This is a genomic window from Saccharothrix violaceirubra (assembly GCF_014203755.1).
In the GTDB taxonomy this organism is placed as follows: Bacteria; Actinomycetota; Actinomycetes; order Mycobacteriales; family Pseudonocardiaceae; genus Actinosynnema; species Actinosynnema violaceirubrum.
This window is the reverse complement of record NZ_JACHJS010000001.1, coordinates 3936329-3949349: the sequence shown is the minus strand read 5'-3', so window position 1 is coordinate 3949349 and position 13021 is coordinate 3936329. Positions and strand designations below refer to the sequence as shown.

At 72.9% G+C, this 13021-nt stretch carries 11 protein-coding genes; 7 read left to right on the top strand and 4 right to left on the bottom strand.

Annotation, left to right across the window (positions count from 1 at the left end):
• Positions 1 to 127 precede the first annotated feature (127 nt).
• The gene (locus F4559_RS36005; protein ID WP_312865712.1) at positions 128 to 2941 is read right to left on the bottom strand and encodes an AfsR/SARP family transcriptional regulator; all 2814 of its coding nucleotides are present in this window, start codon (positions 2939 to 2941) and stop codon (positions 128 to 130) included.
• A 148-nt stretch (positions 2942 to 3089) separates the two neighbouring features.
• Between F4559_RS36005 and F4559_RS18310 the strand changes: the two genes are divergently transcribed.
• The 4 genes from F4559_RS18310 to F4559_RS18295 all read left to right on the top strand — a co-directional run bounded on the left by F4559_RS18310 (position 3090) and on the right by F4559_RS18295 (position 6690).
• On the top strand, positions 3090 to 3533 hold the full coding sequence (locus tag F4559_RS18310; RefSeq protein WP_184670297.1) for a hypothetical protein: 444 nt from the start codon (positions 3090 to 3092) through the stop codon (positions 3531 to 3533).
• A gap of 43 nt (positions 3534 to 3576) precedes the next feature.
• Positions 3577 to 3996: a hypothetical protein gene (locus tag F4559_RS18305; RefSeq protein ID WP_184670295.1), complete on the top strand. Its 420-nt coding sequence runs from the start codon at positions 3577 to 3579 to the stop codon at positions 3994 to 3996.
• A gap of 301 nt (positions 3997 to 4297) precedes the next feature.
• The gene (locus F4559_RS18300) at positions 4298 to 5935 is read left to right on the top strand and encodes a HAMP domain-containing methyl-accepting chemotaxis protein (RefSeq protein WP_281386330.1); all 1638 of its coding nucleotides are present in this window, start codon (positions 4298 to 4300) and stop codon (positions 5933 to 5935) included.
• Between the two features lie 113 nt (positions 5936 to 6048).
• Positions 6049 to 6690 (top strand): phosphatase PAP2 family protein, encoded by a 642-nt coding sequence (locus F4559_RS18295; RefSeq protein WP_184670291.1) that lies wholly within the window; start codon positions 6049 to 6051, stop codon positions 6688 to 6690.
• 74 nt (positions 6691 to 6764) lie between these two features.
• Here F4559_RS18295 and F4559_RS18290 read toward each other — a convergent pair whose 3' ends face one another.
• Positions 6765 to 6917 (bottom strand): hypothetical protein, encoded by a 153-nt coding sequence (locus F4559_RS18290; RefSeq protein ID WP_184670289.1) that lies wholly within the window; start codon positions 6915 to 6917, stop codon positions 6765 to 6767.
• Between the two features lie 195 nt (positions 6918 to 7112).
• Positions 7113 to 8222, bottom strand: coding sequence for a hypothetical protein (locus tag F4559_RS18285; protein ID WP_184670287.1), 1110 nt, complete (start codon positions 8220 to 8222; stop codon positions 7113 to 7115).
• A 240-nt stretch (positions 8223 to 8462) separates the two neighbouring features.
• Here F4559_RS18285 and F4559_RS18280 point away from each other — a divergent pair, with 240 nt between their 5' ends.
• From F4559_RS18280 to msrA, 3 genes are all read left to right on the top strand, one after another.
• Entirely contained in the window at positions 8463 to 8837 is a 375-nt protein-coding gene (locus tag F4559_RS18280; RefSeq protein WP_184670285.1) for a response regulator transcription factor, read from the top strand.
• Positions 8834 to 11626, top strand: coding sequence for a hybrid sensor histidine kinase/response regulator (locus F4559_RS18275; RefSeq protein WP_184670283.1), 2793 nt, complete (start codon positions 8834 to 8836; stop codon positions 11624 to 11626). Before F4559_RS18280 ends, F4559_RS18275 begins: the two co-directional genes overlap by 4 nt.
• Before the next feature lie 267 nt (positions 11627 to 11893).
• A complete protein-coding gene (gene msrA, locus F4559_RS18270; protein WP_184670281.1) occupies positions 11894 to 12391 on the top strand; it encodes a peptide-methionine (S)-S-oxide reductase MsrA in 498 nt (165 codons plus the stop codon).
• Here msrA and F4559_RS34495 read toward each other — a convergent pair.
• On the bottom strand, positions 12355 to 12807 hold the full coding sequence (locus F4559_RS34495; RefSeq protein WP_221447277.1) for a TerD family protein: 453 nt from the start codon (positions 12805 to 12807) through the stop codon (positions 12355 to 12357). The two genes, msrA and F4559_RS34495, sit on opposite strands and share 37 nt — an antisense overlap.
• Positions 12808 to 13021 lie beyond the last annotated feature (214 nt).

Genomic DNA, 13021 nt, shown 5'->3' with positions numbered 1-13021 from the left:
GTGCCGAGTCGGTGTCGGTGCTGGGGAACGACGTCGCGCGCCGGGCCGGGGCGAGTCGATCACCCGACCCGGTGCCCGGTTCCGCGACCCGCCACCGCCGAACGGCGGTCAACCACCCGACGTCCGTTCACGACCCCGGTCCGCCGTCGGCGACGAGTTCCCCGATCCGCCGGCGGACCCGGTCGGCATCGGCTTCGCGGTCCTGTGCGCGGAACCGTTCCGCCGCGTCCGACCACACCGCCCGTGCCTCGGCGAAGCGGCCGAGCGCGCACAGCGGCCGGCCGAGGTTGTCCAGCGTGGTGGCGTGCTCGGCGGTGTAGTCGAGTTCCTCGTACAGGGCCGCCGCACGCCGGTAGTGCGCGACGGACTCGGCGTGACGCCCGGCCGTGTGGTCGACGTAGCCCAGGCTGTCGAGCACCGCCGCCTCCGTCGCCGGGTCGGGGTGGCGGCCCAGCAGGTCCAGGGCCGCCACCAGGTGTCCGCGTCCACCGTCCAGGTCGCCCAGGAGGGCGGAGAACCAGCCCAGGTCGCCCAGCGCCCTGGCCTGGCCGACGGGTCGGTCGAGCAGCCGGTAGAAGTGCAGTGACCGGTCCGTGTGGACCAACGCCCGCCGGTGGTCGCCGCGCAGCGCCCAGGCGAGCGCGAGCATGCCGTGCGCGTCGGCCTGCTGGGCGAGGTCGCCGTGGTGCTCGGCCGCCGCGAGCGCGTGGCCGAGGTGGCCGGTCGCCTCCTCGTGCCGACCGAGGCCGGCCAGTGCCCGGCCGACCCGGCGGTGGGCGAGCCCGACCGCGCCGGGGTCGGACAGGTGCGGCGCCGCGGTCACGGCGGCCTGCCAAGCGGCGAGGTCGTCGCCGGCCAGACCTCGTCGGGCGTGGAACCCGCTCGACGCCCACGCCAGGTGCCACACGGCGTGGTGGCGGCCCTGCGCGGCGGCGACGCGTTGCGCGTCGAGCAGGTGCCGGTGCTCGGCGTCGAACCAGTGCATCGCCTCCGCCGCGGTCGACACCGACAGCGGGCGCACGTCGGGCGCGGGCGGGCCGACGTCCACGGGGTCGCGGTGCGGGTCGAGCACACGATCCGCGGCGTGCGCGGTGTGCAGGTAGAAGTCCACCACCCGGTCCAGGGCGGCCCGCCGCGCCGGTGCCGGGAGGAGGTCGTCCGCCGTGGTGGCGGCGTAGGCGCGGACCAGGTCGTGCATCGCGTAGCGGCCACCCGCCTGCCGGTCCAGCAGCGAGGCGTCCGCCAACGCGCGCAGGTCCCTGCGGGTCCGCGCGGCGGGCAGTCCGGCGAGTGCGACGGCCGCGAGCGTGTCGACGTCCGGGCCGGGCGCGATGCCCAGCAGGGCGAACAGGGTGCGTTGCGCTTCGCCGAGGTGGTGCAGGGACCAGGACAGCACCGCGGGCAGGCTCGCGGTCGGGTCGGTGTCGTGGTCGAGCACCTCCAGGCCCGCCTCGCGCAGCTCGGCGGCGAACTCGCCCAACGGGACCCCGGGCCGGGTGGCGGCCTGGCGGGCGATGATCGACAGCGCGAGCGGGTGGCGTCCGCACGACTCGATCAGCTCGTCGACCGCGCCGGGTTCGGCGGCCACCCGCGGTGCGCCCGCGCGGGCGGTCAGCAGCGCGTGGGCTTCGTCGTGCGTGAGCACGTCCAGGTGCAGGTGGCGGGCGCCGTGCCGGTCGATGAGGGACGGCAGGATGGCCCGGCCGGTGACCAGCACCGTGCAGCTCGTGCTGCCGGGCAGCAGCGGCACGACCTGGGCAGCCGTGGCCGCGTTGTCCAACACCACCAGCAGCCGCCGGCCCGCGACCAGTCCCCGGTACCGCGCGGTCAGTTCGTCCGGATCGGACGGGAGGCCGTCGACGTCGGCGCCCAGGCCGGTCAGGAGGACCCGCGTCGCCTCGGCCGGTCCGACCGGTTGCCCGGTGGGGTCGAAACCGCGCAGGTCCACGAACAGCTGCCCGTCGGGGAACCGGTCGAGGTCGCGGTCCGCCCAGGCCAGTGCGAGCCAGGTCTTGCCCATCCCGCCCGCTCCGCCGATCGTGTGGAGGCCCCCGTCGGCCAAGGCGGCGTCCAGCGCGGCGAGTTGCGCGGTGCGGCCGGTGAACGACCGGGGCGCGGCGGGCAGTTGCCGCGGCACGACCGGCGTCCCGGCCCGGGTGCCGGGTGCGGCGAGGTCCAGGGCGGAGTCGGCGGCGAGCATGCGCCGGTGCAGTTCCCGCAACGCCGGACCGGGATCGGCGCCCAGTTCCTCGGCCAGGTGGTGCCGGGTGCGCTGGTAGTGGTGCAGGGCGTCGGCCTGGCGGCCCGCGCGGTACAGCGCGGTCATGAGCTGTGCGGCGACGCGCTCGTCGAGCGGATCGGCCTCGGCCCGTGCGGTCAACTCCGGCAGCAGCTCGTGGTGGCGACCGCAGTCCAGGGCCCGGTCGGCCCGGTCGGCCTCGGCGACGGCGCGTTCCCGGTGCAACCGCCGGCGCTCCGCCTCCGCCCACGGGGTGTCCGACTCCGCCAGGGGCTCGGCCCGCCACAGCTCCAGCGCCTGCCCGAACACGACCAGCGCCCGCGCCGGGTCCCGCGTGCCGCGGGCTTCCGCCACCAGTCGGCGGAAGCGGTGGAGGTCGACGGCGTCGCGGTCGACGTCCAGCAGGTAACCGTCGGAGCGGTGGGTGATCGTGATCCCGCCCGGTGCCAGGGCCGGGCGTAACCGGGCGAGGTAGGTGCGCAGCACGGATCGTGCCCGGCTCGGCGCCCGCTCGCCCCAGACGCGGTCGACCAGCGCGTCCACCGGCACCGGGTGACCGGCTTCGACCAGCAGCACCGCCAGCACCGCGCGCTGCCTGGCGTGCCCCACGTCCTGCCGGCGACCGCCCACCCGGACCTCGACCGCGCCGAACACCCGCGCGTCGACCGGTGGGGGTCCGCTGTCGTGATCTTCTCGCTCCACCCCACCTGGATACCGGCCGTGAACAGGCGTTTCAACCGGGATTCGGCGGGCTCGCGGCTCGCCGCCGCCACGCTGGGAACCGGCAACGAATCGACCATCCGGTGTCGTCCCGGACCGGGACACACCGCTCGTACCCAGGGGGATTCCCATGCCTTTCACCAGGCATCTCGCCGTGCTGGCAGCCGCGGTCGGCACGCTCGTCGCGCTCGGCGGGCCGGCCATGGCCGCCGGCGACCAGGACGGCACCGAGGGGACCCGGGTCACGGGTGTCCACATCCTGTCGGCCGCCGACGCGACGCTCCTGCCGGACGTGCACTCGCCGGAGCAGTTGGCCGCGTCCTGCCCGGCCGACCACTTCTGCGGGTACGGCGACGCGGAGGGCTACGGCAAGGCGTGGAAGGGCTGCGGCCGGGCGGACAACCCGTGGCGGGGGACCGGCTGGTGGATCAACAACCTGCCGGGCACCCGCGACCGGGTGGCGATGTTCGACCGCCGCACCGGCAAGAAGTCCTACGTCACGCCGCACTCGCCGTCCAGGGACCTGACCGGCGACTGGACCAACGTGAAGTTCATGCAGCTCTGCGTCGCCTGATCGAGGCGACGACACCCTTTCCGGACTACAAGGAGTACATAGAGTGAGTCTTCGTCGCATCATCGCGGGTGCCGCGATCGGGACCGCGCTGGCCGTCTCCACCGCGGTGTCCCCCGCACAGGCCGCCACGGACGCCGCCGCCGCGTGCGGCGGCGCCGGGACCGATCGCGTCGGCGGTTCGTACGTCGAGGTGCGGTCCGATTGCAGCGTCGTGGGCGGGCCCTCGACCAAGGTCACCTACGAGGTGTTCGGGGACCGGCGCTTCACCAACCAGCGTGCCGTGGTCGAGGTCTACGGAATCGAGAACGGCAGGCCCAAGTGGTACTCGCTCGGCACCGTCGCCCCGGGGCCGTCGGTGTACAAGACCGTGCCGTGGGGCAACAACGCGGCCAATCCGAAGATCCGCATCACGGCGAGTGCCGCGGGCGGCGCGCTCGTCGCGAAGATCTCCTTCAACCACTGACGGCACATGCCCCGGGCCGGTCGGCCCGGGGCATGTGCCGATCCGGTCCCACGACGGCATCCGATCGGGTGCACGACGTGATCCGGCCGACGGTCGCCGCAGGTCAGGGCCCTGGTGACCGTTTCGGTCCGGTAATGGCCCCGAGGGGTGACCGCGGTGTCGCCCGGTGACGTGCGTCCCCTCCGGACGTGGTCGGCCGGGGTGGGCGGGTGCGGTATTTCGCTCAGGTGGCACCGGCGGCTGCCGATTTCGACGGGGTAAGCGGCGGGTGGAGCCGGAGGAGACCGAGCGTGAGGTATCGATGACTGCGGCAAACAGGCCCGATGTCACGGCGTCGCGTGCGTCAGTCGCACGGTTCGCGAACTGGGGCATTCGCACGAAGATTCTGGTTGTGCTGATCGCCGTCGTGACGGTGGCGGTCGGCATCGGCGTTCTGGGCATCACGCAGATGTCCAAGCTCGATGCGCGACTGCGGACCGTCGCGACGATGAACGCACCCGCTCTGAGCGACCTCGGTGACATCCGCGGCGCGCAGGGCATGATCAACCACTGGGCTGTCATGTGGTACGTGGACCCGACTCCCGAGGGTCACCAGCGTACCCGCGACGGGCAGCACGCGGCGGACGCGGCGATCGACACCGCGATCACCAGCTACCTCTCGCACACGACCGAGCCCTCCGGCCGGCAGCTGGCCAGCCAGCTCATGGCCGACCACAGGAAGTTCCGCGTCGAGCGCGACATCAGCTACGGCGACACCCCGCCGGCCGGTTACGTGCCGATCAGCGACATGACCGAGTTCACCAACCTGATCCAGCGCATCGACTCGTCGATCCTCGAACTGGCCAAGATCGAGAAGGCCAGCGCGGAGAACGCCGCGGCCGAGGGTGCCGAGGCGTACTCGACGGCGCGGACCATCCTGCTGCTGGCCATGTTCGGCGGCCTCGCGGCGGCCGTCGCGCTGGCGATGCTGGTGGCCAGCCGGATCGTGCGCCCGCTGCGCGAGGTCACCGCCGTGACCAAGCGCATGGCCGACGGCGACCTGACCAAGGCCGCCGTCGTCAAGAGCACCGACGAGGTCGGCACGCTGGCCGTGGCGATCAACCAGGCGCGGGAGAACTTCGCCACCGCCGTCTCCGCCCTGGCGACGACGGCCGAGACCCTCCAGTCCGACTCCACGCGTCTGGTCGAGGTCAACGACCGCCTGCTCACCGGCACGGTCGGCGCCAACGACCAGGCCGTCACGGTCGCCACCGCGGCCGACAAGGTCTCGCTGAACCTCCAGACCGTGGCCGCCGGCGCCGAGGAGCTCGGCTCGTCGATCCGCGAGATCGCGCACAGCGCGAACGAGGGTGCCACCGTCGCCTCGCACGCCGTGCAGGTCGCGGAGTCCACCACGGACGTCGTCGCCAAGCTGGGCGACTCGTCCGCGCAGATCGGCAACGTGGTCAAGGTCATCACCTCGATCGCGGAGCAGACCAACCTGCTGGCGCTCAACGCGACCATCGAGGCCGCGCGTGCCGGCGAGGCGGGCCGCGGGTTCGCGGTCGTCGCCAACGAGGTGAAGGAACTGGCCCAGGCGACCGCCCGGGCCACGGAGGACATCGGCACCAAGGTCGAGGCGATCCAGTCCGACACCGCGCAGGCGATCGGCACGATCGGCGAGATCAGCTCGATCATCGCCAAGATCAACGACTACCAGCTCGTCATCGCCTCGGCGGTCGAGGAGCAGACCGCGACCACCAACGAGATGGGCCGCAACATCGCCCACGCGGCCTCCGGCTCCTCGGAGATCGCGAACAGCATCTCGCAGGTCGCGGACACGACGAAGACCTCGACGCAGGAGATCGACCAGAGCCGTCAGGCCGCGGTCGACCTGGAGCAGCTCTCCGCTCACCTGCGCGAACTGGTGGCGAACTTCAAGTACACCAGCTCGGTCTGACGAATCCTCGTCGACGGACGCCCGGCGTGACCCCCACCGGTCACGCCGGGCGTCCGGCATTTCGCCGGGATTCCGCGTGGCGTGGGTGATCGGGATGGCAGAATCCCCGTCCCGTGAGCGAATCCGCAGTGGTCACCACCCGTCCGCCCCGGCTCGCCCGCCTCGTCACCGAGGTGCTGGCCCCGTGGGTGTGGGTGTTGGGTCTGCCGCCCGTCCTCGGGTGGCACGCGACCCACTCGGTCGGCAGCGCCCTGTTGTGGGGCCTGGTGGTGGGCGTGTTCGGCTCGGTGATCCCGATGGTCGTGATCGTGCGCGGCGCGCGTAAGGGCCGGTGGGACGGCCACCACGTGACGAATCGGGAAGGGCGCGTGGTCCCGCTCGCGGCGTGTGGTGTCTCGTTGACGGCGGGAGTCGCCGTGCTGGTGCTCGGGGACGCCCCGCACCAGATGCTCGCGCTGGCGTTGGCGATGTTCGCCGAGCTGGTGGTGTGCGTGCTGATCACGTTCGCACTGCCCGTGGGCGGAAGCCGGGGCTGGAAGATCTCGCTGCACGCGGCGGCGTCGGCGGCGACCGTGACGGTCCTGGCCGTGGCCTACGGCCCGTGGGTGTCGCTCGCGGGGCCGGCCGTGGTGCTGGTCTGCTGGTCACGCGTCGCCTTGGGCGACCACACCCGCGCGCAGGTCGTCTGGGGTGCGGTGGCGGGCGCCGTCGTGGGCGGCGGTGCCTACGTGCTCTTGGAGCGCGTACTGGCCTGACCGTGGTGCCTGAGTGCGTATTTCAGGGTGTCCGAACGCGTGTTTCGGGGTGCCTGAGCGGAGGACTCGCGGGGTCAGGCCTTGCGGCGGTGCGTCGACAGGCGCAGCACGTGGCCGTGGACGCACTCGCAGAAGCGGCCGATGACCCGGTACTGGGCGCAGGTGTGGCCGGCGGGGAAGAAACGTTCGGGGCGGCTGAACGACTGGACGCCTGTCGAGTGGGACATCGGAGCCTCCGGGTCGGTGTGTCGTCCTGTCGGCGACGGGAGCGACTGTGACCCGATAAGCATGGGAATCGCTGGTGGCGTACTTGGTTCGTCTTCGGTAGCGACTCGGTGGCTACGTGACCGGGCCCACCGTCACTCGAACGGCCTAGTGATCGTGGGCTTACCCGGTGTGTCGACTTCGCGGAGTAGTGGCAGTTATGCCGTGTGAGTGAGCCAGCCGGGGACGGGGGCCGCGGCGGGGTCGGTCTCGCCCCAGCCGGGAGCCGTGCGCGGGCGCGGGTTCTCCTCGGCGAGGCGGTGCGCAGCCTCGCCGCCGTACCAGGTCGCCATGGTGACCAGGCCGGCCACGCCGAACAGCAGCACGCCGAACAGGTGGCCCAGGCCCGCGCCGGCGAACAGGCGGGTCGTCGAGTAGCCGCCCATGACGACCATCAGGGCACCGACCACCAGGCGCAGGTGGCGGCCGTGTGCCGACCCGGCCCGGTGCGGCACCGGCGTCGCACCGCGGCGGGGAGCGGCCGGACCCGACTTCCACGCCGTCTTGGCCAGGTGCCACCGGCCGCTGTCCTCGGGCGGCGCGGGGCGCGGCCGGGCGCGGACGGCCACCCGGCGGGTCAGCGCGGCGGCGACCGCGTCGGCGTCGTCGACCGGCAGCAGCCACTGCTGACCGCCGCCCACGATCCGCACCACCGGTCCGGGCGGTACGAGCAGCACGGCCGAGTTGGGGAGTTGCCACGGCGTCGGTCCGCCCGCGACCCCGCCCGCCTGGACGAACTCCACCCGGTCCAGCGGCAGCGCCAGGCGGGTGGGCATGCCCGCGGTGTTCGGCGCGGGCAGGCGGTCGAGCAGCAGACGCCGGGACTGGACGCGCAGCCGTGCGCCGCCACGCAGGCCGATCACGATCTCCACGGCCGACCCGCCGACGGCCGCCGTGACCGGTCGGGACACCGCACGGCCGGCGAGCCACGCCGTGCCCCACGCCAGTCCCGCGCCGACGAGCGTGATGAGGGCCTGACCGCTGCCGAAGCCGACACCGCTCATCACGAGCGGGGCCATCGGGACCAGGGCGATGAGCGGCCACGTGGACGTGCGCCACCACGCGAGCGCGAACAGCACGAGGCCGACCGCGAGAGCGGGCAGGTGGCCCGGGGACAAGGCGGGGGCGGCGAGGCCCAGTGCGGCCCCGGGTTCGGCGGCGCTGCGTGGCCACGGCGCCGTCCACCGCGCGACCGTCAGCGTCGCCGCCGGTGCCACCACGTACGCGAGCACCAGCAGCGGCACCGTGCGCAGCCATCGGCCGGCCATCGGCGTCCCCCCGTTCGTCGATCGTCCGCCGGAACCGTAGTGCCTCGCCCGACAGGTCATCCGGCGTTCGGGGAGATTCGCCTTCGTCACCCAGTGGAACCACGACGGGAAGCCCCGGGACGGTCCGTAGTGGTTCCACTGTCCAATCCGTACACGACCGGGTGGTTTCGTCGGGTTGATCTTGCACCGGCCGCCGCGCCGACACAGGTTGACCAGGACGCCGACTGTTGGGAGCGAAGGTTGGCTGCTCAGCGCGTTCTCGTCGCCGAAGACGATCCGGACATCGGTCTGCTGATCGACTTCAAACTCGCCCAGGCGGGACTGGACGTGATCACGGTCGCGGACGGTGCCGTCGTGCTGGATCGCGCCCGGGCGACCGAGCCCGACCTGTTCCTGCTCGACGTGCACCTGCCCGGCCGCTCCGGGCTGGAGCTGTGCGCCGACCTGCGCCAGGACCCGATCACCCGGGACAAGCCGATCATGCTGCTCTCCGGCGGTGCCCACCAGTGGGAGATCGACGAGGGCCTGGCCGCCGGCGCGAACGAGTACCTCGTCAAGCCTTTCAGCCCGGCCAAGCTGCTCGAACACGTCCAGAACCTGCTGAGCGCGCCATGACCGGCCGCCGGGCGTGGTGGACGGTCGGCCGCCTGCTGGCGGTCGGCTACCTGCTCGCCCTGGTCGGCCTCCTGGTCGTCGGCGTCAGCGCCTATCTCCGCATCGGCACGCTGCTCAACGACCGCGTGCCCGTCGAGCACACCTACAACGTGCTCAACACGATCTCCCAACTGCGCATCGACGTGCAGAACGTCGAACGCGGCCAGCGCGGCTACCTGATCACCGGCGAGGACAAGTTCCTCGTCCCCTACGAGACCGCGCTGGGCAACATCGACGCCACGGTCGCCGAACTGCGCGTGCTCACCGCGGACAACCCCGCCCAGCAGGCCGCGCTGAACGAACTCGACCCGCTCCTGGCCGGCCGGCTCCAGCAGGTCGCGGACACGATCGCCGCGCGCCGCTCCGGCGGGCTCGAGGTCGTGGCGCCCATGGTCAGCCGCAACGGGATCGACGACGCCGAACGCGTCCAGGCCGTGCTCGACGGCATGCGGGACCGCGAACTGACACTGCTCCGGGAACGCCAGCGCACCAGCACGGCCAAGGCCCAGGACACCCGCCTGCTCATCGGGTGGGGCACGGCCGGGCTGGTCGTCCTCGTCGGCGTCGGGGCGTGGTGGGCGACCCGGCGCGTGACCGTGCCGCTGACCAAGGTCGCCGAGGCCGCCGCCCGGGTCGCGGCGGGCGAGGCCGGGTCCAACGTGCGGGTCGAGGGACCGGCCGAACTGGAACGCATGGCCCGCGCCGTGGACGGGTCCATGCGCGCGTTGCGCGACGCCCGTGACGAGGCCATGGCGGCGAGCCGGGCCAAGGCCGCGTTCCTGGCCACGATGAGCCACGAGATCCGCACGCCGATGAACGCCGTGATCGGGTTGACCGGCCTGCTGCTGGACTCGGACCTGACCGTCGAGCAGCGCGACCTGCTCACCACCGTCCGCGACAGCGGCGACTCGCTGCTGTCGATCATCAACGAGATCCTCGACTACTCCAAGATCGAGGCCGGGCAGATCGACCTGGAGGACGTGTCGTTCGACGTCGTCGAGTGCGTGGAGAGCGCGCTGGCCCTGGTCGCCCTGCCGGCCAGCGACAAGGGCATCGAACTCGTCGGACACGTCGACCCGGGCTGTCCGCGCGTACTGCGCGGCGACGCGACCCGGCTGCGGCAGATCCTGCTCAACCTGGTGGCCAACGCGGTCAAGTTCACCGCCGCCGGCGAGGTCGCGGTGACGCTGTGGGTCGAGCCCGCCGACGTCACCGGCCTGCTCGTGGACACGCCGCACGACGACGACGCGATCATGCTGCACGCCGCCGTGCGCGACACCGGCATCGGGATGAGCGCCGAGCAGCAGAGCCGGCTGTTCCGCACCTTCAGCCAGGTCGACGCGTCCGCCACCCGTCGCTACGGCGGGACCGGCCTGGGCCTGGCGATCAGCAAGCGGCTGGCCGAGGCCATGGGCGGCGACCTGACCGTGGACAGCGCGTCCGGTGTCGGGTCGACGTTCACGCTGAAGGTCCTGATGCACGAGTCGGAGAGCACGATCGGCGACGTGCCCGCGACCGCGCCCGCCCACGGCCGCACCGCGCTGGTGGTCGACGACAACGACACGAACCTGCGGGTGCTGTCCGCGCAGCTCACCGCGTGGGGCATGGAGTGCGTGGCCGTGCACTCCGGCTACGAGGCCCTGGACCGGGTGGCCTCGGGCGAGCGGTTCGACGTCGCCATCCTGGACATGAACATGCCCGGCCTGGACGGCGTGCGCCTGGCCGAACGCCTCCGGGGGCTGGGCGGCACGAAGACGACCCCGCTCGTGCTGCTGGGCAGCATCTCCGAACCCCTCACACCGCCGCACCGGCGCATGTTCGAGGCCGTGCTGACGAAGCCCGCGCGCGTGACCGTGCTGCACGCCACCCTGGGCCGCGTGCTGGGCGCGCGCCGGGGGCGTCGCGTCGAGACGGCCATGGTGGACGGGAAGAGCGGCGGGGAGGGTTCCCTGCGCGTGCTGCTGGCCGAGGACAACCCGGTGAACCAGAAGGTCGCGCGCCTGATGCTGGACCGTCTGGGCCACCGCGTGGACATGGTGGCCGACGGCGCGGAAGCCGTGCGGGCCGTCCGCGAAGGCGGGTACGACGTGGTGCTGATGGACGTGCACATGCCGTTGATGGACGGTCTGGAGGCGACCCGCGCGATCCGCGCCGAGGCCCAGGACGGGCGGGGCCCGTACATCATCGCCATGACCGCGTCCGTGCTGCTGGAGGACCGCAAGGCGTGCGCGGCGGCGGGTATGGACGACTACCTGGCCAAGCCGGTGCGGGCGGACGACCTGGCGGAGAAGCTGGCCGTGCTCGGCGAAGGCGCGGAGAAGCCCTTTGTCCCGCAGGCGCGCACGGGTCACGAGCACCAGGCGCAGCCCGACCGCGAGCAGTCCGACCGCGAGGCCGCCGTGCGCGCACGCCTGGCCGAACTGGGCGGCCCCGAGTCGCCGCCCGAGGAGCGGGCCCTGCTGGGTGCCCTGCTGACGTCGTTCGTGAACCGCTCCGCGACGGCGGTGCAACGGCTGGACGACGCCCTGCGGACGGGTGACGAAGCCGGGGCGGCCGAGGCCGCGCACAGCCTGAAGGGCGCCGCGTCGAACCTGGGCGCCGACCGCATGGCCACGCTGCTGAGCGGGTTGGAGGACCGGATCCGGGCCCACGACCTGCCCGATCCCGAGCCGTCGCTGGACCCGGTGCGCCGTGAACTCGACGCCGTCACCGCGACGATGACGGCGATCGCCGCCGAACTCGCCACCTGACCTCCCTACGCGGGCGGTCGCGGAATTCCGGTGCGGCCGGGGTGATCACGATGCCGCCGGTCTCCGAGGTCGCCGCTGTCGCGGCATCGAGGAGTGGCGCGGGTGGTACCGCGTGCTCGACGGACGGCTCGCCCGGTACCTGCCCGGTCGGCGCCGTACCCGCGACCGTCCCGGAGCCGGCGACGTGACCGACCTCCCGCCGCGGTGGGGATGACCGGGGGACCCGCGTGTGTTGTGGTGGGTGGACGTTCGGCGACGGGAGTGGGAATGGCGACGGAGAAGGCCGTGTTGGCCGGCGGGTGCTTCTGGGGGATGCAGGACCTGTTCCGCCGGCACCCCGGGGTCGTGTCGACGCGGGTGGGCTACACCGGCGGCACCGTGGCGAACGCGACGTACCGGCGGCACGACGGGCACGCCGAGGCGATCGAGATCGTGTTCGACCCGGCCCGGCTGGACTACCGGCGGATCCTGGAGTTCTTCTTCCAGATCCACGACCCGACGACCCGGGACCGCCAGGGCAACGACATCGGCACGAGCTACCGGTCGGCGATCTTCTACGAGACCGACGAGCAGAAGGCCGTCGCGGTCCGGACGATCGAGGACGTGGACGCCTCGAAGCGGTGGCCGGGCCCGGTCGTGACGGAGGTCGCCCGGCTGGGCGATTTCTGGGAGGCCGAGCCGGAGCACCAGGACTACCTGGAGCGCTACCCGGACGGCTACACGTGCCACTACGTCCGTCCGGAGTGGCTGCTCGGCGACCGCTGACCGCGGCCGGTGGGGAGAGCGGGCGTGCTGTGCGTGAAGGTTGGCAGGAAGCACGCCCATGGCCCCACCGGCCGGCCCGGTGTTCGCGAACACCAGCGGCAGGACGACCCGGCCCGCGCCGCGCAGCCCCGAGCGGACGCGCACGGTCCGGGGTCGAACGGCGTGCCGCGCTGGTCGGCGTTCCGCAGCCGGTAGCCGAACATCGACTCGGCCACGTCGTCGAACGACTCGCCCGCGAAGATGTTCACCCGCGGCACGACGTACGCGGCGCGGGTGGTCGGCAGGGGCACGTCGATGAACTCCGAGGCGCCGTCGGCGGCACCGGTGATGTCGCCGGAGTGCACCACGTCCCCCTCCCGGTAGTTCGTCCACGACGCCTGGCCCGCCCCGTGGAACTCCTCGTCCAACAGCAGCACCGAAAGGTCGGGACCGTCTCGCGCCAGTAGGTGAAGAAGCGCAGCAGTTCACCCCGCACCGGCATGCGCGAGCCTCGCGGCAGCACCGCGAAGCCACCCTCGGACGCCTCGCCCGACAACGGCAGCGCGACGTCGAGCACGTCCGGGTCGACCACGGCCGGACGCGTGAACTCCGGCAGCCCGCCGAGGATCTTCGCGTCCGGCCGGGCGGTCG